Below are 20,657 nucleotides of genomic sequence, written 5' to 3'. Positions count from 1 at the left end.
GTTGGAAAGTGATCCCGCCCGCGTCCGGATTGTGGACCAACTGCTTTTTCGCTTTATCAAATTGCAGGACACGGTGGGAGAGCGCTTAATACCAGCAACACTGGCCAGTCTGCGTGAGCCATTTGAAGATTGGCCCATGCGTGACCGGCTAAATCGTTTGGAAAAGCTGGGATACCTTGATGTGGACAATTGGTTGGCTTGGCGCGAAGTTCGTAACAGGTTGGCCCACGAATATCCAGACCAATCGGAGGTTCGCTTTGCTGCCCTTATGGCTGCAATTGATGCAGCCAAAACTTTAGCCGACTGTATCGAAATTGGCGCGCCCGTTTTGAAACCAGCCCGTAGCCCACTACCGCTGCTGACTACCCACCAACCCCTATCCGCTGTTCGCTACCCCTATCCCCATCTTTGAAGCCAACCATGTCATCAAGAAATACTAGCTTGGCCAGTTGCAGTGCCTCAAAACTACAGCGCTCAACCAGTGGCGGCGGCCACAGACCAGCCGGTTGAAGAGCGCTCCATTCAAGGCCCTTAAATGACGTCACGTTCTCCGTTGAGCAAGGTGAGGTACTTGGCATTAAGTATTGGCCACAACGGCGCCGACAAGAGTAACATATTCAAGTTGCTGGCCAAAACGCCGAAACAGACATCAGGCACTATCAAGCTTAAGGTGACGCCGCATGTCGTAGTTAGTTGCAGGCTAGCTCGCACCAAATACAGTGAGCTTGTTGATTCTGCGGAATACATAAGGAGATCAAGCATGAACTACAGAGACCGAATCACCATCGAGCCAGGCAAGCGCGGCGGCAAACCATGCATCCGTGGCATACGCATGACGGTATATGACATTCTGGACTATCTGGCCTCTGGCATGATGCCGTCGTCAGGCGCTTGCTTGAACACGCTGAGGAAGCGCTGAAAGCAGGCGTAGAATTGGATGTCAGACAATACAAAGCAGCATGAAAATTACAAGGGGGAATCAGTCCCACCCACTACCGCTGCTGACTACCCGCTACCCCTATACGCTACTCACCATGCCCATCGTCGAAGTCAACCACGTCACCAAGGAATACCAGCTTGGCCAATTGCAAAGCCTGAAAACTACCGTGCTCAACCAGTGGCGCGGCTCACAAGCCAACCGATTGAAGAACGCGCTCCATTCAAGGCGCTGGACGATGTCAACTTCTCCGTCGAGCAAGGCGATGTTGTTGGTATTATTGGTACCAACGGCGCCGGCAAGAGTAACGAGAATTGGTGTCTGCCCCCATTGATTTGTTCATTGATTTGTTTTCATCACCCCGATGCGCCTTCACGAAACTGAACGACACGCCATCATTCAATCCATCCGATCGGTGGACCCGGATGCGATTGTCTACCTTTTTGGCTCGCGTGCGGACGATATCGCCAAGGGTGGCGATATTGACCTTCTTGTTTTATCCAGGAAAATAAACCTGATGACGAAATTAACCATCCTTGCCCAACTCCATCAACAACTGGGTGAGCAGAAAATTGATCTTGCCGTCTACGCTGATCTTTCCAGGCCATTCGCTCGTCTGGCTGTAAAAGAAGGGAAACTGCTATGAATGTGGATAAACTGCTCCTACTGCAGGAAGAGCTGCGCGGCCTGGAAAACGCCGCTACTCATTTGCGCTTTTCCCTCAACCCGACGCACAACCTGCTCAATCAGCAAGACTGGCAGCCGGAAGAACTGGAACGCCTGGAATCATTAGCCAGCAGGTTTGCCCGACTATCCGATCTGCTCATGCAAAGAGTGATGCGACTTATTGACGATCTGGAGCTCACGGCTACAGGAACACTGTTGGATCGCATTCATCGTGCTGAAAAGCGCGGGTGGGTAGATGACGCCATAAAGCTTGTACGAATTCGTGAACTTAGAAATCTGATCGCACATGAATACGCGGCGGACAAGATGGCCGAAATTTATGCCGCTGTCGCGGCCCTCGCTCCAGAGCTTCTCGCTGTGGTGCCAAAGGTCACTGCCTATGCTCACGAACTAGAAAAAAAGTACCCCGTCCGCTGATAGTAATATCGCGTTACCACACTCCAACTGATATCGCCCCATGCCCATCATCGAAGTCAACCACGTCACCAAAGAATACCAGCTTGGCCAATTGCAGAACCTGAAAACCACCATGATCAACCAGTGGCGGCGGTTCACCGGACAACCGATTGAAGAACGCACCCCGTTCAAGGCACTTGATGATGTCACGTTCTCTGTCGAGCAAGGCGCGGTATTGTTTGGTATTATTGGCACCAACAGGTCAGTCGAGAGCACGATGCTCAATCTGCTGGCCAACACGCTAAACAGACGTCAATCATTATCAAGGTAGCACCGCACGTCACAGCAAATTGCAGGCTGGCCCGCACCATATGCAATGAGTTTATTGATTCTGCGGAATACATAAGGAGATCAAGCATGAACTACAGAGACAGAATCACCATCGAGCCAGGTAAGCGCGGAGGCAAACCATGCATCCGTGGCATACGCATGACGGCATATGACATTCTGGACTATCTGGCCTCTGGCATGACGCCTGGTGAAATCTTGGCCGACTTCCCCTACCTTACTGCGGAAGATATCCAGGCCTGCCTGGCCTATGCAGCCGACCGCGAGAGACACCAGATCGCCGTTGCGGCATGAAGCTGTTGTTCGACCAAAATCTCTCGCCGCGTCTGGTAACAAAGCTGGCAGATCATTACCTGGGCTCTGCCCATGCGGCCTCAGTCTCGAACGCTTTTATAGGAGCGGCTTTAGCTGCGAAAACCGGGAAATGGTGTCTATCCCAATTGACTGGTGCGACCCCATTTCACTTATTCCAGATAGTCGGTTTCCTTTTATTATGGATGGAAGTGAACCATGAAAAACCTTAAATTTGTCGTTTACCGGGAAGATAAATATTACGTTTCACAATGCTTAAATATTGACGTAGCAAGCTGTGGCGACACTATTGACGAAGCGATCCAGAATCTGAAGGACGCCACCGAGCTCTACTTTGAAGAAGGGGAGGCAGAATACCACCCCATAGAAGAAGCCCTGCTTGGAGAATACGCTGTCAATGGCTGAGCTTTATTCATCAAATACGATTGTTAATATCTTGCTGCGGCACGGTTTCATCTTTATTTCCCAAAAAAGCAGCCATAAGAAATTCCGTAAAGGTGAAAGAACCGTGATTGTTCCTGATCCCAAGAAGAAAATACCATTAGGCACGTTTGCCTCTATTCCCAGGCAGTCCGGCCTTAGTAAGGAAGACTTTAAATAACCATGCCCATCATCGAAGTCAACCACGTCACCAAAGAATACCAGCTTGGCCAGTTGCAGAGCCTGAAATCCACTGCACTAAACCAGTGGCGGCGGCTCACAGGCCAGCCAGTTGAAGAACGTGCCCCATTCAAGGCGCTGGACGACGTCAGCTTCAACATAGAAGCAGGTGAAGTCGTTGGCATAATTGGCCACAACGGCGCCGGCAAAAGCACCATGCTCAAACTGCTGGCCAATATTTCAAAATCCTCCAGCGGCAACATCACCGTCAAAGGTAAGATAGCGCCACTGATCGAAGTGGGTGCCGGCCTGGTGGGCGATCTCACCGGACGCGAGAACATATACCTCAATGGCGCCATCCTCGGCATCCCCAAGGCCGAGATCAAGAGGAAATTTGACGACATCGTCGCATTCGCCGAACTGGAAGAATTCATCGATACACCGATCAAACGTTATAGTTCCGGTATGTCGGTACGCCTTGGGTTTGCCATCGCTACCAGCATCGACGCAGATATCCTGATCGTGGACGAAGTGCTGGCGGTGGGGGATCTGGCTTTTCAGCGCAAGTGTTTTGATCGAATGGAAGATCTGATCCATCAACAAGGCAGGACGGTACTACTCGTTAGTCATAACATACGGCAAGTTGAGCGCCTCTGTACGCGCGCCCTACTGCTCGATCATGGCAGAATTAGTGCCGAGGGCGCACCTAAAGATATTTGCGAACTTTTCTACAAACAAAGCAACGCCAAAATCTCCGAGCAGGTTGCTCAACAATACAAGTCCGGACGGAATGTACGTATGACCGGCGAAGTGACTCTAGAATCGCTCACTCTTTTCGATGCTGAAGGGAGCGAGCGAGACGAATTAGTTTGTGGAGCACCAGCTACTATCCACGGAATATTTAATGCTAACCGTGAAATTATAAATGCAGAAATTGTCTATGGCTTCCATACTACCGACATGGTTTACATTGCCTCCATGGGAACTGCGCACCTTGAAGATCGAGCAACTGTAATGGTTGGTCGTAATTTCATAGAGTGCAAAATCGAGCGATTACCATTGGTTCCTGGCACATACGGTATTCGCGTCGGCGTACTAGATAGGAACCGGCGCGAAATATTTTATGGTGAAAATATGAAAATATTTACAGTTCACCCAAAGGATGTTGCAGTTTCCAAGATGGCAATGTTAGGGTTGGTGGATATTCCAGCGCGGTGGGAATTTTCTCAGGAATCAACCTTCACCGCATGATTTTTTAAAACAACCATTCGAGGACAATATGTTATCAATCTTATCTATATTCGTTGCCGTTTTACTTGTAGGCGCCTTTGGAATTATTGGGTTAATGATTTGGCGTCTTAGCAACCAAATTTCCCACCTAACCTCCCACATAGATCGTCAATTTCTGACCGTGCTAGACGAGAAAACGGCCGAAATTGAAAACACTGTGGCCATAACGGCGCTTGGCCTGAGATTCCCGGTCTTTCTAGGTGATGTAAGTATCGATAGCTTCCACGCCAAATATTTGATCCAGCAGCTCATCGCCGAACCGCCTCGAACCATCCTTGAACTTGGTTCCGGAAGTTCGACCGTACTAATAGCGCGCACCATGGAATTGCAAAAAGCTAAAGATTATCTTCATATCTCAATCGACCATGAAAGTCATTTCCTGGAGATTTCCAGGAGGTATGCGCAAGCAAACGGCGTCGAAGATCGCGTCAAGTTCGCTCACTGTCCGCTCGTGAAAATCGAGCCACTTGGCATGGAGTGGTACGCTGACGTTCCCCAGTTGCTGGAAGGCAAAAAAATTGACCTCTTAATCGTCGATGGACCACCCGCTTATCAAGATGGGCAAGAAAGAGCACGACTACCCGCGCTGCTGGTTTTATATCCACACTTGGCGGAGAAATGCACCATCATTCTCGATGATGCGAACAGACCGGGAGAAATAGCGGTATCTAAGGAATGGTTACAAGCATATCCCGAGTTTCACTTGACTCGGCTAAAGCGCGGCAAAGGAATAGCAGTTCTTACAAGACAAATCATATCCTATCCTGATTAGCCACAATGTTCAGCCACACAATTTCGTCGTCCGGTATGGATGAAAAACCTTTGAAACTGCACGTTGTTGATCCAAATTTCACATCGCCTTTCGTCAGAATGACGCATATCTTGCGCCTCTTCAGGCTTGTCGATTGCGCTGGCTGAACTTCATGGCTAATCAGGTATCCTCTTGTGTCAACATAAATGCCGCATTCCAGATGACAAGGACTAACAACACGCCCCGCACTTCATCATAATGATTAAAGTGCTTTTCATCTCACATGGCCCAATGCTCTATGGTGCCCAAAGCTCATTGTTGGCGCTCCTGGCAGGCATTAACCGCGACCTTGTTACACCTTATCTACTTGTACCTCGGAACGGGCCGTTAACTGACGAAGCTAGGGAACTGGATATTCCAGTAATTATTCTTCCTCTTAATCATTGGGTGGCTTTTGGCCAGGCGGCCAAAGAGATTTACCCAAAACGTATAGCCAAAGTACTCATTGGATTAAAGAGGCGAGCTAATGCTATCGCGACCGTGATCAAGAAGCATGATATCGACCTTGTCTATACCAATACCGTCACCTGCATTGAGGGCGCTCTTGCCGCTCGCGCTACCCATCGACGCCATTTGTGGCATCTACGAGAACATGTAGCCGGAAACAAAGACCTCAAGCCACTGCTACCGCAATCCCTCATTTCTTACATCGTTGGTGCACTCTCAGATCATGTGATTGTGAATTCACGGGCGTTAGCCCAAGCGTACTCATGTAGCAACATCAACAATAAAGTGTCTGTGGTTTATAACGGAATTGATCTAGATTCATTCCAGTTAATCCAGGACACGGAGTCTGGGCTTCGTCAAGAACTTGGCGTCGGATCAGATACGAAGATCATTGCCACGATAGGTTCTATAACACCAAGAAAAGGCCATAGTATCTTTATTGAGGCGGCATCAAAACTGAAGGCTTCCTTTGACGATATTGCCTTTTTAATTGTTGGTGATGGCGAGAAGAAATTGGTTGGAGAGCTTATTATCAAAGCTCGAAAGGCTGGATTAGAAAATATATGCCATTTTGTTGGATGGAGAACTGATGTAGCCAATATGCTGGCCGGCATTAATCTATTGGTAGTCTCGGCGGAGCAAGAGGCATTTGGCCGAACCATTGTGGAAGCTATGGCGGCTGGCGTTCCTGTAGTTGCAACTCGGTGCGGCGGACCAGAAGAAATCGTCGTCGATGGCATTACCGGCTTCCTGGTACCTGTTAACCACCCAGAAGAACTAGCGGCTGCCGCCGCGCAGGTTCTGTCTAATAACGATTTGGCATCACATTTCAGCATCACAGGCCGCGCACGAGCTAAAGACCTGTTCAGCGTGGATGTCTATGTCAGAAATATTGAAGCCATTATTATTAGGTTGACTGCAGACCCACTCTTCCAATAACTGAGACAAAGTATGCTAAAGCAATTAACCACTAAGGCCGCTACACGCGCCATCGCTTTCTATCTCCCCCAATACCACCCCATCCCGGAAAACGATGAGTGGTGGGGAAAAGGCTTTACAGAGTGGGCCAATGCCGCAAAGGCCAAGCCGCTTTTCCATGGTCACTACCAACCCCATGTCCCAGCGGATCTTGGGTTCTACGATCTACGCGTCCCGGAAACACGCGTTGCGCAGGCAGAAATGGCACGCGCATATGGGATTGAGGCCTTTTGCTATTATCACTATTGGTTCGGGGGTCAACGCCTACTCGAACGACCATTCAGTGAAGTGCTTGCGTCAGGTCAACCAGATTTTCCATTTTGCCTATGCTGGGCAAACGCCACATGGTCGGGTATCTGGCATGGCAACCCCAAGCGGATATTGATGGAGCAGACTTATCCCGGCACGGAGGATTACGAGGCCCATTTCCGCGAGCTTCTGCCGGCCTTCAGAGACGAGCGTTACCTCAAGGTAGATGGCAAGCCGCTGTTCATCATCTATAAACCAAAAGACGTGCCCGATGTTCAACACGTTGCCCAACTATTCCGACAAATGGCGGAACAAGCCGGGCTACCTGGCATTTATTTAGTGGGCGTATCTCATCACGATAATTGGGATCCCAAGATTAACGGCTTTGATGCCGCAGTGGTTCAGAATCTGCCAGGCTTGACGAGCAAGGTACCATGGCGACATACCCTACTCAAGCTTAGGGCCAAACTCGGTGGGCATCGTCTCTCTATCTACCAATACAAGGACCTGCTGAAAAATTTTGTTCCTGAATGCACGCAACAGATGGAATATCTGCCATGCGTTATTCCAAGTTGGGACAACACACCACGAAGCGGGATGAATGGGTTGGTCATGGAAGGCTCTACCCCCGAGCTCTTTCGCCAAAGTTTGCGCCAAGCACTTGAGTATGTATCAGGCAAGCCCCCCGAGCATAGGTTGGTTTTTCTGAAATCCTGGAACGAGTGGGCAGAAGGCAACCACTTGGAGCCGGATCTACGCTTTGGGCACGCCTATCTGGAGGTTTTGCGTAGTGAACTTGTCAAGAAAGATCATGACTTAGATGGAATGGTAGTTACTGAATCTCGATAAACATGTGATCCGCTAAGAAAGCGCTGGATTAATTGCAACTCTGCGTTACCATTGCCGTGCATGCAGAATACAGTGTTTATAGGTATTTATGAATGCCTGGTCTTCGCGGGCATAACAGGAAAAGAATGAATCAGCGCCACCCTACAGCGATGACCGAGCAGTGCAAACAGATGAATTATTCTGGCTTCACCAATCGGGTAGAATGGCACTTATACCAGCCAAAATAATGAGTAAACCATATGCCTAAGACACTGCGCTATTTTATCTTGATCGTGATAATAATCGCTCTTGCCTTTGGCGTGACTTTCCTCCGCCACGCTGAAGTCAACACCATCATCTTTGAAGACTCCACCTCCAATTCCGGCATAACATACATCGGCATGACCCACGGTGCAGCCTGGGGTGATTTCGATGGCGATGGCCTGCCGGACCTCTATGTAACCAACCACCTGCGTGGGGCGAAACTCTTTCGAAATCTGGGGCAAGGGCGTTTTTCCGATGTGACAGACACTCTATTTGCACCAAAGGATCTTTCAGGTGATAAACACGGCGCGGCCTGGGCTGATTTCGACAATGACGGCCGTATGGATCTGGTTCAGCTGACCGGCGCAGGCCAGGGTGTCGGTTCGGAACCGAAACGTCTTTTTCAAAATCTTGGTACAAAATTTGAGGATGTAGCTGAGGTTTCCGGTATAGCAAATCCTTTTGGCAGAACGCGCATGCCCTTGTGGCACGACTTCAACCGGGACGGTCAGCTCGATCTATTCCAGGGTGCGGAATCAAGATTCGACAAGCTTGAACCGCCATTTATCTTTCTTCAGCAAGGCGGCAAGTTTTCCGCATCGACTGATGCTTTGAAGTTCGTCTCAAGGTCGCCGATGTTCTGCATTACCACCTCACTCAATAACGACAACCATCCCAACGTGGTATGCAAAGTCACGGGGGGGAAAACTACCTCGCAAATATTCGACACTTCAACACTCCCTACAAGAGAGCTTGATCTTCTACCAAAAACCGCCTTCGAAGATATCGCCGCCGGCGACTTTGATAATGATGGTTTCATTGATCTGTACCTAGCGCGAAAAAACCCTCCGGGGCCAGTCGCTTTTGGCCGTCCCGGAAGTAACGAGGTCATTGCCGACGTGCGGAGCGACCAGGCAAACGTGGACAAGCCGATAGGTTTTACCTTCCGCTCAACTGGGCAGCTGACATTCCGGGTGGCCTCTGCCTCGCCTAATAATGCCCTGTCGGTTGATCGCATACATCTTGGCAAGCAAGGCACACACCCTGGCAACTTCACGTTCGCCTTGTCGTCCAAAATACCAGGCGTCGCCGGTTTACCTGCCAACGAACCGGGCAAGCAAGCGGGTGTTTTTATCGGGATGACCGCACCGGATCAATGGGAGGTGCGTGTAACCGCACCCCGTGAGGTGTTAGACAAGTCCAAACATCAACAGATCGCAATCAAGGTCACCTCTACCGGAGCCATTACCGACTTGGCGGCCATCGGCGACCCGCCAAGCCCGGAAGAAGCACCAGCGCGGCTATTTATGAACCGAGATGCCAAGCTAGTCGAAGAAAGTGACAAACGGGGTATCAACAAGCGGATCATCGCCGGTGTCAATGTCGTTGCCGGAGATTTCGACAACGATATGCATCTGGATCTTTTCGTGGTGGCTTCCGGCGAAATCGGAAAGCAGGAGAATCTGCTGCTGCTCAATCGCGGCGACGGACACTTCGATGTGGTGCGCGCGGCGGGAGGTGCTGCCGGAGACCGGAAAGGCGTAGGTGACTCCGTCACAACCGTGGATTATAACGGCGACGGGTTTCTCGACCTTCTTGTCGCCACTGGGGGAAGCATGGGGCGAAGTTTGGGTCTGCCTTCCGAAAACGGCACCTATCGGCTCTACCATAATGTCGGGAATGGCAACCACTGGCTGGAACTCGATCTTGAAGGAACGTCATCCAACCGCGACGGAATCGGTGCGATAATTCGCGTCACGGCAGGAGGAGTAACCCAAGTACGCGTCCAGGATGGCGGGATACATGAGCGGGGGCAGAATCATCAGCGCCTGCATTTTGGCCTTGCCAAACATCAGCAAGTCGAAAAAATTAGGGTCGTGTGGCCAAGTGGAGTGGTACAGGAACTACAGGGAGTGAAGGCCGATCAGGTGCTGCGCATCAAGGAGCCAGGTCAGCCCGCGATCGGGGGGGCCGCGTAATGACTGAGCTGACAAAGCCAAGCAACTTACCGTGGCATGAGTTCGTTTATCTGATCTTGTCTTACGGCAAGGTAGAGCAGCTGTTTCGTTTGATTCGAACCCTGCGTGCCACGAGCCCGAATTCCGCCATCTTGTTGCATCATGATGCGAAGAGCCCTCCTCTCGACGAGTGCGCCCTACGGGAACTTGATGGAGTGTATTCAGTGGTACCACGAGTGGAGGTGCAGTGGGGAGATAACAGTTTTTTGGATGCATACCTTCACAGCATCGCCTATGCTCTCAAAAATCTAGACTTCTCTTGGTTGTCGGTTATTTCAGGCCAAGACTACCCACTTCGTCCCCTTGCCACTATAGAAACCGAACTTAGAGTCACTCACTACGACGCGTTTGTTAAAGCTGCACCGGTAAAAAACGGCCCGTATCACGCCCGCTACTATTTGCATTATCGGCCGTTACCGCGCTTTCGCTATGCGTACCGAATTCCACGGTGGCTGCGTGCCGCCTTCAATTGGGGGCGTCAGCAGTTGAATCTTCAACAATCGCTGTTGCGGATCGAAGGCGGTCCGCACAATACACCACTGCGGCTTGGCATACGCACAATAAGGCATCCATTCTCGGACGCCTTATTGTGCTACAAAGGCAGTGACTGGTTTACCTGTTCGCACCGCGCACTTACGCACCTCATTGCGTTTGGGCAGCACCGACCGGAAGTGCTTGAGTATTTTCGCCATACATTTATACCATCTGAATCCTACTTCCAGACGGTGCTATGGAATTGCAAGGAACTAAAGGTATGTGATGACAACCGCAGATTTATTGTGTGGAAAACCTCCAGGGTGGAGCATCCCAAAACACTCACTTTTTTAGATCTCGACGCCATAACGCGCTCTGGTAAAGACTTCGGACGCAAGTTTGACGCGGCAGTGGACTCAGCAGTTTTGGGGCGCTAGACAGCATCGTGCTTGCATCTTAGCGACTCAGAACAAGACGAGGAAATGTAGATGTTTTTTTGGCAAAAATCAAAGCCCAGTTATGAAAGAGCCATGGACTGGTTCAAACAAAACATGGTGACCGGCAAAGGCATCATCGTTCACACGAAACAGCCGGTACCCTACCCGGAGGTCACGGGATATTTCATTCCCACCCTCTACAACTGGGGCGAGAAAGAACTGGCGCGCACCTGCACCAAGTGGCTGCTGTCGATCCAGCTGCCGGATGGCGCCTTTCCGGCGCCCGATGGCGTGCCCTATACGTTCGATACCGCGCAGATCATGCGCGGGCTATGCGCCGCCCTTGGCGATGTGGAGGGCGCGGAAGCTTCGCTGCGGCGCGCAAGCGACTGGATGCTGACGCAGGTGGATGCCAGCGGCCGCCTCAATACGCCTACGACCGAATTGTGGACCGACATCGCCAGCGACCTGATCCACACCTACGCGCTGCCGCCGCTGGCCCAGGCTGGCAAGCTGCTGGGGGTGAAGGAATATGAAGATGCGGCGAACTTCGTGCTTGCCCATTACAAGCAGCGGGAAGACTTGGTGCCCTTTAACCGGCTGTCGCATTTTCATGCTTATGCCATGGAGGCATTGTGCGAGATGGGCGAACTGGAACTGGCTGCCCAAGGCATGGCCGACGTGGAAAAATGCCAGCGGCGCGACGGCAGCATTCCGGCCTATCCAGATGTGGATTGGGTGTGCTCGACCGGGATAGCACAGTACGCCATCGTCTGGTATACACTGGGCAAAAAGGAATTGGCGGACAAAGCGATGCGCTACCTGGAGAAGATCCAGAACAAGTCCGGTGGATTCAACGGCAGCTACGGCAAGGGCGCAAAATACATTTCGGGTGCGGAAATCAGTTGGGCGGTGAAATATTTCCTCGATGCGCACCTGCTTAAAATGCGCGCGGAGGATAAACATGCTTAAGGTACTCACCGTCTTTGGTACCCGCCCCGAGGCAATCAAGATGGCCCCGCTGATCGCCGAACTTGAGCGTCATCCCGGTGTCATCGACAACCGCAACTGCCTGACCGGGCAGCACAAGGACATGGTGGCGCCGCTGATCGACCTGTTCGGCATCCGCGTCGACCACGATCTGAACCTGATGCGGAAAAACCAAACTCTGGAGCATATTACTGTCAGCGTGCTGCAGGAAATTGGCAGGATGCTTCGTGAGGAGAAATTCGATCTGCTGCTGGTCCAAGGCGACACGACGACCTCGATGGCGGCGGCACTGGCGGCCTTCTACGCGGGGGTCAAGATCGGCCACGTCGAGGCCGGCCTGCGCACCTTCGACAAGCATCATCCCTACCCCGAGGAAGCCAACCGCAGGATGATCGACGCAGTGGCCGACATTTTCTTTGCACACAGCGACAAGGCGAGGCAGCATCTCCTCAACGAAGGCATCGCCGAATCGGCGATCGCGGTCACCGGCAACACCGTGATCGACGCGCTGCTCGACGTTTCTGCCCGCCCCTTCGAGATGGCTGGCTCGCCGCTCGAGGCGATCCCATTCGACTCGAGGCGCATCGTGCTCGTCACCGCGCACCGGCGCGAAAGCTTCGGCTGGCCGTTCGAGTCAATCTGCAAAGGCTTGGCCGAGCTTGCTCAAAAATATGCCGACGACATCGAGCTCGTCTACCCGGTGCACCGGAACCCCAACGTGCGTGCGGTCGTTAGCCGCTACCTGGCCGACATCCCCAATGTTCGCCTGCTCGACCCGCTCGACTATTTGCCGCTGGTGCAGCTGATGAAGCGCGCTTACCTGGTTCTGACCGATTCCGGCGGCCTGCAGGAAGAGGCGCCCAGCCTGGGCAAGCCCGTGCTGGTGCTGCGCAAGGTCACCGAGCGGCAGGAAGGCGTCGAGGCCGGCACCCTGAAGCTCGTCGGCATGGACGCCGCCGACATCGTACGCGAGGCGAGCCGCCTGCTCGACGACCCCGCCGCGTATCAGGCGATGGCGACGCGCGCCAACCCCTACGGCGACGGCACCGCGAGCATCAAGATCGTGCAGAAGATTTTTGCAAACTTGGAACCCGCAGCGTGACCCAGCCGCTCGTCAGCGTCGTCCTGCCCACCTACAAGCGGGCGCATTTGCTGGCGCAGGCGATCCGCAGCGTGCTCGACCAGACGCACGCCAACCTGGAGCTCATCGTCGTCGACGACAACTCGCCCGACGACACCGCCGCCGTGGTGCAGTCCTTTGAGGACCCGCGCATCCGCTACGTGAAGAACGACCCGAATCTCAAACTGCCCAAGACCCTGAACAAGGGCTTCTCGCTCGCGCGTGGCGACTACCTCACCTGGACATCGGACGACAACCTGTTAGCCCCCATGGCAATCGAAAAAATGGTCGGCGAGCTGGCGGCGGGTGACTGCGATTTTGTTTACGCCGATTACTGGCTGTTTTCGGAACAGGATGCAAACGGCCGCCCGCTCGCGCCGCAGCACGATCGCCTGCCGGACACCCTGCAACTGGATAAGGGCAACCACATTGGCGCATGTTTCATGTACACACGCAAGCTTTATGAAGGCGTTGGCGACTACGATCCCGAACTGTTCCTGGTCGAGGATTACGATTATTTCCTGCGTGCCGCCCGCCAATTCCGCTTCTGCCATCTTGCCGAACCGCTGTATTACTTCCGTCGCGATGACGCAACGCTGTATTGCTCACGCTTCCCAGAGGTCAAGGCGTCTGACGTTCTGGTGCGGTTCAAGAACGGCGTGATCGACGCCGACACCGCCGCTGAGATTCTTGCCAATCTGCTGCTGCAGCACCCGGCCGAACTCAAGGACGCAGGCTTGCGGCGCGCACTCGCAATCCGCCAGCGCGCCTCCTATCGTCTCGGCGCCTGGCTGGTTGAGCGCGGCCAATCCAAATTGCGGAGCAGGCTTGCCCGCGAGATCGAGCCATTGTTTGCACGCTATCAGTCCAGCCAGTCGAGTTTCGGTGATACCCGCGCCGCGCTGCTGAATCGTGTCGGTGCGCACGGCACCCTCGCCTACATCGCCCCCAGGACTTGATGCTCATGTTCCAAACGATCCTGACTGCCCTCAAAGGTCCCACTCAGGCACGTGCCCAACACTGCCAGTCGCTGCGGCAGAGCCCGGACGTTATGGCCGGGGTGGCGCAGCTTCAGAAGCTGTGTCCCGCGGATGCCACGAATGATCCCGAGGCGCCCATCTTCCTGTTGTCAGCAGGCTGGCGATCCGGCTCGACGCTGCTGCAGCGGCTCATCATGTCCGATTCCAGAGTGCTGATTTGGGGCGAGCCCTACGACGAGTGCGGCCTGATCCAGGCGCTGGCGACGAGCATGAAGGCGTTCCGGCCCGACTGGCCGCCGCAGGAATATTTCTACGACGGCACACCGCCCAATCAATTATCCGGCGAGTGGATTGCCAACCTTTTTCCTTCGCTCGAGGATTGGCGCAAAGGCCAACGTGCCTTGTTCGATGCGATGTTCGCAGCGCCCGCGAAATGCGCGGGCGCTGCGCGCTGGGGCATAAAAGAGGTGCGTCTGGACGCGGAGCATTGCGCCTATTTACGCTGGCTCTATCCAAAAGCGCGCTTCGTATTGCTGTACCGCAATCCACTTGAGGCTTACCGTTCCTATTGTCGCTACGGCCGCAGCTGGTACAATACATTCCCCGACCAGCCTGTGTTCACCCCGACAGCCTTTGGTACGCATTGGCGCAATCTGATGCAAGGGTTCCTGACGGATGCAAAGGCCCTGGATGCACTGGTGATTCGGTATGAGGACCTGGTGGCTGGCCTCACGCCGCTAGATGAACTTGAAGCCTATCTGAACATCACCATTGACCGCACCGTGCTGAAAGCAAAGGTTGGCACCTCGGAGCGTGGCGGCGAAAAGGCTCGGGTAAATGCGCTGGAACGGTGGTTGCTTCGGCGCGCTGTCGCGCCGGTGGCCGAGGCACTAGGATATGAATGGTAGGCAACCGTGTGCCGATGGGAGCGACTCGTTTAGCAACGAGCACGCGACGTTTTGATCTTACGGCCTGACTGACACCATGCCGGAACAGAACCAACTCCGTCCAAAATGGCAATTGCAGTTCATGCAGTTCGCCGGAGTGGGCGCAATTGGCACAATGGCACACTATGTGCTGCTGGTGATGCTGGTGGAGGTGCTTGGCGCGAACGCAGTGGCTGCCTCGACGGCCGGGGCCACACTGGGAGCCGTGGTGAACTATTTGCTTAATCGGCGTTATACATTCCGCAGCAAGAAACGACATAGAGAAGCGCTTACAAAATTCTTTATTATTGCTGCATCAGGGCTAGCACTTAATGCTTCCTTCATGCTTGTTTTTGTCAAAATATTAAGCTTGTATTATCTGTTGGCCCAAGTACTTTCCACCGGACTCGTACTGGTCTGGAACTTCGTTGGAAACAGGTTTTGGACCTTTAACGATGCGCGTTAATTCTATCGGATTCAATAAATAGTCGCCCAAGGGATAGACAACATGCCGCATGAAGCTAATTCCAGATTCTCGATTTTGTTTGCGTTGACGTTGGCAGTCCTGATCTGGGCACTGGCGACCGTCACGGCTCAGGTTCGTTTCCCGATCGGCAACGATGCCATCGGATATATGGTGTCCGCAACGAATCTTCTCAAAGGTCAGGGGATTACAAGTGTCGTCAACGAAACAGAGTCGCCAGACCTGGACTATGCACCCACCCGCTATCAACCCCCGGGGTTCGCACTGACGATCGCCGGCCTTTCTGCGCTTGGGTTAAGCGTCGAAAACGCAGCGTTCGCGTTTTCGCGCCTTTCATGGGCCTTGCTGCCAATGGCATTGCTGTTTGCAATGCGTCCAATCCTTCCCTTTGCATGGGCGGCAGCTGTCACAGCGCTGGCGGTGTTTTCTCCGGGCATCTATTTATATGGTTCCACGGTCAACACGGATGTGCCCACGCTGTTACTGATCGTGTTGGCCACGGGATTCATGGTCCGGGGTGTCGCTGAGCGACCGCGCATCGCCCTCCTGCTCTCTGCCGGCATAATCCTGGGCCTGGCATATGCGCTGCGCAACTCTGTCACCGCGGCTTTTGCGGGGATGGTAGCGGCCTTGATTGGCGCATCGCTGCTGCGGCTGATGCCCGTTTCATCCGCGGCGAAGAACTGTGGCTGGATCCTTCTCGGTAGCGCCCCCGTCATTGGGTTGTTATTGCTGCGAAATTACCTTGTCTTTGGCGAGGTACAGCCTTACGTCCTGATGGTTGGCACAGATGCAACCCTGCTCGAGTCCTTTCGTGTCTATCTCCATGGCCTGTTATGGGATATCACCGGCTCGCCCACCTTAGCCAGGTATCTGGCCTGGGATTTCAAGATTCTTGTGCTCACGGCTGCGCCTACAGCCGGGCTGCTGACTTGGGGATTGACACGCCACTGGCGCAACGCGGGGCTGCCTGCACGATTCGCCGTGCTATACGGATTGTTGTATTCCGGTGCTGGCGCCGCCATGCTCGTGATCGCCCATACCTACCACGGGCTGGATTTCCACTACCTCTTGCGTCATATGATGCAATACGTCTGGATCCTGTTTGCCTTGATGGTGGTTGCGCTGCTGGCGCTTGGCGATCGGAAGGCGAAACTGTTGACCGGGCTGCTCGTGGCAATATTGCTGGCCAGCCGGCTCTGGTTCATTGTCGACGACCTGCGCACGGAACACACAATGCAGGAAGCCTTTTCCCGAAGCACTAACATAGTCGAGGCAGCGCAACCCTTTCTTGCAAATGGACGGATCCTCACCGATCAGATCAAGCAACGTCTTGCCAAAGACGCGACCATTCCGGCTGCAGTGCGCGCTCTACCCGGCGATGCATTGATCTTGTCCAATCAAGGCCAGTTGCTTGCTTATTTCAGCGGCCGTCCGGTGCGCACGCTTCCATTTCCGAGTGAAAGCAACCTGTCCATCGTAACGGGCGCGGTAAGCCAGGTCTTCCGTGACATGCGCAGGAACCGCCCAGTGTACGTCGTGCTCGTGCCTGACAACCACATTGTCCGCAGTCCAGATGGCGCGAATTGGCAGGACAAAATTGCAAGCAGATTGCCCGTAGGCTACCAGGTGGTCGGCAGGGAAGTGAACCTGTTGATATTTCTTGCGCACCCACCCTCCAACGGGGTGAAATCCCAACCATGAACGGACCCGGGGAGTTATCCACCAGAAGCGGGCCCGAACCCGCTTACCTGATCATCAATGCTGATGACTACGGCTACTTTAAGGGGGTCAGCCGGGGCATTCTGGACTGTGTGCGCCAAGGTACCGTTACAGCTACGGGCGTGTTCGCAAACAGTCCTTTTCTGGATGAGCATGCCTCCTGGCTTGCAGACCAGCCGGACGTGGATATCGGAGTACACCTCAATCTGACTGATCGCTTGCCGCTTACAAGGCCTCTTTCAGATGCATTGAACACTTGGGGTGGACAATTTCCTGGCAAGTTTTCCATTGCAAAAGCAGTCCTGTCGCGTCGAATCCCGGTCGACCTGATTCGCGATGAGTGGCGTGCCCAAATCGAACATTGCCTGGCCAGGAACCTCCAGCTCAGTTTCCTGAATTCTCACGAGCACATTCATATGCTGCCCCCCCTATACCCGATAGCGTTGGCGCTAGCGCGTGAATACGGCATCGAGCATGTGCGTTTTGCCACCCCCGAATGGCCGCGAGCATGGTCCGCCAGTGCGTTGCTTCGCGATAGCATCATGTCTGCCCTAACGCTAATGAACCGTTTCCACATGGCGCATGCCGTCCCCATTTTTCTTGGCATGGGTGAGAGCGGCCGACTCTCACAGCGGTACCTTTCGAGCCGGCTACCCAAGCTGAAACCGGGAAAGGTTTATGAACTGATGTGTCACCCCGGCATGGCCGATCCCGGGGAAGTTAAGGGCAGGCGTCTCCTTGCATATCACGACTGGGAGCTTGAGCGACAAACGCTCTCCGATCCTGAACTGAAAAAAGCGTTTGCAACCAACAACATCAGACTAATCGGTTACCGCCATCTGCTGACCACAAGAGAAGGTCTGCGAGTAAATCCAGAGGAGATCAACACGTGACGGAACGCACATCCCTACCTGGCGAGGACTTTGCCCAGGCACTTATCAGCGTTGTCCTGCCCGCACATAACGAAGAAGTGGGCATAAGCCATGCATTTGACGTGATAGGCCGCACCCTGGATGACTGCGACGTCAGGTGGGAAATCATCGCTGTTGATGATGGGAGCCAAGACCAGACCTTTGCCGTGGTCTCTCAGCGCGCCCGCGACGACAGCCGGATACGCGGCATCCACTTCAGCCGCAATTTCGGCAAGGAAGCCGCCTTGATGGCAGGGATCGATGCCGCCCGGGGTGATGCGGTGATTACCATGGATGCGGATCTGCAGCATCCTCCCAGTGTGATACCCCAAATGCTGGACGCATGGCGTGGTGGAGCCAAAGTGGCACATGGCGTCAAACGCCAGCGCCAGCACGACAGCGCGGCTACACGCCTCCGTGCCTGGATTTTCAATAAAACCATATCCTGGCTCGGGGGAATCAACATCCAGAACTCGTCCGATTTCAAGCTCATGGATCGGGTTGTCGTGGATGTGATTACAAAACAGCTGCCCGAACGACGGCGTTTCTTCCGCGGGCTGGCCGACTGGGTGGGTTACAGGAACGTCGAAATTCCTTTCGACGTAGCAGAACGAAGCGACGGGGAGGGCAGGTGGTCCCTCCTGGGGCTGGTCGAGTTGGCGCTTACCGCACTGGTTTCTTTCACCAGCGCACCGTTGCGTATCGTGACCCTAATGGGGCTTCTGACCTTGGCGCTGGGACTCGGACTCACCGTTGAAACTCTGTGGTCCTGGTTTCAGGGCCGCGCCGTATCCGGTTTTGCCACCATGATCCTGACCCTGCTGATCATTGGCAGCTTCATTATGATCAGCCTGGGCATCATTGGAGAATACATCGCCAAGATTTACGAAGAGGTGAAAGCGCGTCCCGCATATCTGATCGATGAATATACAGATTTAGATACGAAAATCGGCGATTGATTGCCACACTTAAACAAGGGGGGCTGATGGATACAAACAAAGCACCATCTCGGATTGGAAACATCCTGAATCTGGTTTCGGGTTTCGTGCGCGAAAGGCGCTTGCCGTGGCGGTTAATTCAGACAATCACGTGACTAAACCTTCAATTGCTATATCGGTACTATAATTCCAGAGTATTATCCACCCGGCCTGATCGGAGAGGATGTCCTCACCTTCAACTTCACACTTTACTGGCGCATAAACATGTCGGAATGGTTCTGTCATCTGTAAAAAGTTCACTCCGTCACGGCGACGGAAAATACACGGTCATCCTACACAATGATGAAAACCTCACGCTTAATACACATCTCTGCCACGAGGCGACTCCACTTTAGGGCGCCTCTAAAAATTCAAGTTTCTAAGCAAGACAAGGCACGAGTAAAAAATTTGAGCGCGGCATATAGTTGATATGTAAGCGATAATTTTTTTCGAGTAACGCCGTATTGTGATGGAAATTGGATTTTTAGAGGTGCCCTTTATTATCTTATGACCTTTCGCTAATATTAGATAACGTAAAATATTACGGAAATAAGTTATGGATGCTAGCATCATCGTCTGCACCTACAATCGCGCCGAGTCGCTCCGCGACACGCTGCACGCACTGCGCGCCCAAAAAACGAGCCCGTCTCGCAGCTGGGAAATTGTTGTTGTCGACAACAATTCGAGAGATCACACACACCGGGTCGTGAAGGAGGTGCAGCGCGAGTGGCCCCTCCTCCGCTATGAGTTCGAGCAAACCCAAGGATTGTCACACGCACGCAATCACGGCATCGCCGCAGCGCGGGGAGACGTCCTTCTTTTTACCGACGACGACGTGCTGCCTGAACCGGACTGGATGGAAGTGACACTAAGTGGACTGGAGAAGTCCAACGCAGATGCCTGCGGCGGATACATCGCGCCGATCTGGGAAACACCGCCACCCGCGTGGCTCACTGAGCGCTTTTATGGCTTTCTCGCGATTCGCACCGACCGTACCGATGACTACCCGATCACGCTGGCGAGCCAGGCGCCATTTGGTGCAAACATGGCCATGAAACGGACGGTGTTCGACCGCGTCGCCCTGTTCGATACCAACCGCGGTCGCAAAGGAAACTTGTTGGCCAGCGGTGAGGACGGCGAGATGTTCGAGCGGATCCTGGCGGCCGGGCTAAAAGCCATTTTCCTGGGACAGTCCCGAGTTCACCATAAAGTTGAAGCTTTCCGCCTGACTAAGCGCTACTTTCGCCGCTGGCGCTTCCAGACCAGCCTCAACATCGCGCAGAGCCGCGGGCTGGCCGGTGAACGCCGGCTGTTCAACATTCCCTTGTATGTCTTACCCCAGTTCATGCGCGCCATGGCGCGCATGCTGTGGGGACACATGACCCAGCCCCTGGATGAAGCATTCAACCGAGAAATGGTGGTGTGCCATTTTCTCGGCCTGATGCAGGGTCTGTACCGTTCGCGCTGACCT

Annotated in this window: 25 protein-coding genes; all 25 read left to right on the top strand. The window is 53.6% G+C overall.

Annotation, left to right across the window (positions count from 1 at the left end; translation table 11 throughout):
• The first annotated feature begins 31 nt into the window (after positions 1-31).
• The gene (locus MJ768_RS11670) at positions 32-412 is read left to right on the top strand and encodes a hypothetical protein (protein ID WP_239291995.1); all 381 of its coding nucleotides are present in this window, start codon (positions 32-34) and stop codon (positions 410-412) included.
• Positions 413-535: 123 nt separating this feature from the next.
• Complete coding sequence (locus MJ768_RS11665; RefSeq protein ID WP_239291994.1) at positions 536-919, top strand: DUF433 domain-containing protein; 384 nt, start codon at positions 536-538, stop codon at positions 917-919.
• An 18-nt stretch (positions 920-937) separates the two neighbouring features.
• Positions 938-1,321 (top strand): ATP-binding cassette domain-containing protein, encoded by a 384-nt coding sequence (locus MJ768_RS11660; protein ID WP_445082999.1) that lies wholly within the window; start codon positions 938-940, stop codon positions 1,319-1,321.
• Complete coding sequence (locus MJ768_RS11655) at positions 1,302-1,583, top strand: nucleotidyltransferase domain-containing protein (RefSeq protein ID WP_239291992.1); 282 nt, start codon at positions 1,302-1,304, stop codon at positions 1,581-1,583. The genes MJ768_RS11660 and MJ768_RS11655 overlap by 20 nt, the downstream gene beginning before the upstream one ends.
• Positions 1,580-2,041 carry a HepT-like ribonuclease domain-containing protein gene (locus tag MJ768_RS11650; RefSeq protein ID WP_239291991.1) on the top strand — a complete coding sequence of 154 codons (462 nt, stop codon included), beginning with the start codon at positions 1,580-1,582 and terminating at the stop codon, positions 2,039-2,041. Before MJ768_RS11655 ends, MJ768_RS11650 begins: the two co-directional genes overlap by 4 nt.
• A 40-nt stretch (positions 2,042-2,081) precedes the next feature.
• Positions 2,082-2,351: a hypothetical protein gene (locus MJ768_RS11645; protein WP_239291990.1), complete on the top strand. Its 270-nt coding sequence runs from the start codon at positions 2,082-2,084 to the stop codon at positions 2,349-2,351.
• Between the two features lie 86 nt (positions 2,352-2,437).
• Positions 2,438-2,662 carry a DUF433 domain-containing protein gene (locus MJ768_RS11640; RefSeq protein ID WP_239291989.1) on the top strand — a complete coding sequence of 75 codons (225 nt, stop codon included), beginning with the start codon at positions 2,438-2,440 and terminating at the stop codon, positions 2,660-2,662.
• Positions 2,659-2,892 (top strand): DUF5615 family PIN-like protein, encoded by a 234-nt coding sequence (locus MJ768_RS15500; protein WP_445082998.1) that lies wholly within the window; start codon positions 2,659-2,661, stop codon positions 2,890-2,892. The genes MJ768_RS11640 and MJ768_RS15500 overlap by 4 nt, the downstream gene beginning before the upstream one ends.
• On the top strand, positions 2,879-3,085 hold the full coding sequence (locus MJ768_RS11635) for a type II toxin-antitoxin system HicB family antitoxin (RefSeq protein ID WP_239291987.1): 207 nt from the start codon (positions 2,879-2,881) through the stop codon (positions 3,083-3,085). Before MJ768_RS15500 ends, MJ768_RS11635 begins: the two co-directional genes overlap by 14 nt.
• Positions 3,078-3,281 carry a type II toxin-antitoxin system HicA family toxin gene (locus tag MJ768_RS11630; protein ID WP_239291986.1) on the top strand — a complete coding sequence of 68 codons (204 nt, stop codon included), beginning with the start codon at positions 3,078-3,080 and terminating at the stop codon, positions 3,279-3,281. The genes MJ768_RS11635 and MJ768_RS11630 overlap by 8 nt, the downstream gene beginning before the upstream one ends.
• 2 nt (positions 3,282-3,283) lie before the next feature.
• Complete coding sequence (locus MJ768_RS11625; protein ID WP_239291984.1) at positions 3,284-4,531, top strand: ABC transporter ATP-binding protein; 1,248 nt, start codon at positions 3,284-3,286, stop codon at positions 4,529-4,531.
• A 28-nt stretch (positions 4,532-4,559) separates the two neighbouring features.
• Complete coding sequence (locus tag MJ768_RS11620; protein WP_239291983.1) at positions 4,560-5,342, top strand: class I SAM-dependent methyltransferase; 783 nt, start codon at positions 4,560-4,562, stop codon at positions 5,340-5,342.
• 237 nt (positions 5,343-5,579) lie between these two features.
• Positions 5,580-6,767 carry a glycosyltransferase gene (locus tag MJ768_RS11615; protein ID WP_239291982.1) on the top strand — a complete coding sequence of 396 codons (1,188 nt, stop codon included), beginning with the start codon at positions 5,580-5,582 and terminating at the stop codon, positions 6,765-6,767.
• 12 nt (positions 6,768-6,779) lie between these two features.
• A complete protein-coding gene (locus tag MJ768_RS11610) occupies positions 6,780-7,904 on the top strand; it encodes a glycosyltransferase WbsX family protein (protein WP_239291981.1) in 1,125 nt (374 codons plus the stop codon).
• 239 nt (positions 7,905-8,143) lie between these two features.
• Positions 8,144-10,126 carry a CRTAC1 family protein gene (locus MJ768_RS11605; protein WP_239291980.1) on the top strand — a complete coding sequence of 661 codons (1,983 nt, stop codon included), beginning with the start codon at positions 8,144-8,146 and terminating at the stop codon, positions 10,124-10,126.
• Complete coding sequence (locus MJ768_RS11600; RefSeq protein WP_239291979.1) at positions 10,126-11,076, top strand: beta-1,6-N-acetylglucosaminyltransferase; 951 nt, start codon at positions 10,126-10,128, stop codon at positions 11,074-11,076. The genes MJ768_RS11605 and MJ768_RS11600 overlap by 1 nt, the downstream gene beginning before the upstream one ends.
• A gap of 51 nt (positions 11,077-11,127) precedes the next feature.
• A complete protein-coding gene (locus tag MJ768_RS11595) occupies positions 11,128-12,048 on the top strand; it encodes a prenyltransferase/squalene oxidase repeat-containing protein (protein WP_239291978.1) in 921 nt (306 codons plus the stop codon).
• Positions 12,041-13,168: a non-hydrolyzing UDP-N-acetylglucosamine 2-epimerase gene (gene wecB, locus MJ768_RS11590; protein ID WP_239291976.1), complete on the top strand. Its 1,128-nt coding sequence runs from the start codon at positions 12,041-12,043 to the stop codon at positions 13,166-13,168. The genes MJ768_RS11595 and wecB overlap by 8 nt, the downstream gene beginning before the upstream one ends.
• Positions 13,165-14,145: a glycosyltransferase family 2 protein gene (locus tag MJ768_RS11585; RefSeq protein WP_239291975.1), complete on the top strand. Its 981-nt coding sequence runs from the start codon at positions 13,165-13,167 to the stop codon at positions 14,143-14,145. The genes wecB and MJ768_RS11585 overlap by 4 nt, the downstream gene beginning before the upstream one ends.
• A 5-nt stretch (positions 14,146-14,150) precedes the next feature.
• Positions 14,151-15,074 carry a sulfotransferase family protein gene (locus tag MJ768_RS11580; protein WP_239291974.1) on the top strand — a complete coding sequence of 308 codons (924 nt, stop codon included), beginning with the start codon at positions 14,151-14,153 and terminating at the stop codon, positions 15,072-15,074.
• Positions 15,075-15,150: 76 nt separating this feature from the next.
• On the top strand, positions 15,151-15,558 hold the full coding sequence (locus tag MJ768_RS11575) for a GtrA family protein (RefSeq protein ID WP_239291973.1): 408 nt from the start codon (positions 15,151-15,153) through the stop codon (positions 15,556-15,558).
• Positions 15,559-15,600: 42 nt separating this feature from the next.
• Positions 15,601-17,280, top strand: a complete 1,680-nt coding sequence (locus MJ768_RS11570) for a glycosyltransferase family 39 protein (RefSeq protein WP_239291972.1) — start codon at positions 15,601-15,603, stop codon at positions 17,278-17,280.
• Entirely contained in the window at positions 17,277-18,191 is a 915-nt protein-coding gene (locus MJ768_RS11565) for a carbohydrate deacetylase (protein WP_239291971.1), read from the top strand. The genes MJ768_RS11570 and MJ768_RS11565 overlap by 4 nt, the downstream gene beginning before the upstream one ends.
• Positions 18,188-19,168, top strand: coding sequence for a glycosyltransferase family 2 protein (locus tag MJ768_RS11560; protein ID WP_239291970.1), 981 nt, complete (start codon positions 18,188-18,190; stop codon positions 19,166-19,168). The genes MJ768_RS11565 and MJ768_RS11560 overlap by 4 nt, the downstream gene beginning before the upstream one ends.
• 574 nt (positions 19,169-19,742) lie before the next feature.
• The gene (locus MJ768_RS11555) at positions 19,743-20,654 is read left to right on the top strand and encodes a glycosyltransferase (RefSeq protein WP_239291969.1); all 912 of its coding nucleotides are present in this window, start codon (positions 19,743-19,745) and stop codon (positions 20,652-20,654) included.
• Positions 20,655-20,657 lie beyond the last annotated feature (3 nt).

Origin of the sequence: Candidatus Nitrotoga sp. 1052 (genome assembly GCF_927312905.1) — a bacterium.
Classification (GTDB): domain Bacteria; phylum Pseudomonadota; class Gammaproteobacteria; order Burkholderiales; family Gallionellaceae; genus Nitrotoga.
Note: the sequence above shows the minus strand (reverse complement) of the source record. Positions and strands in the feature narration are given on the sequence as shown.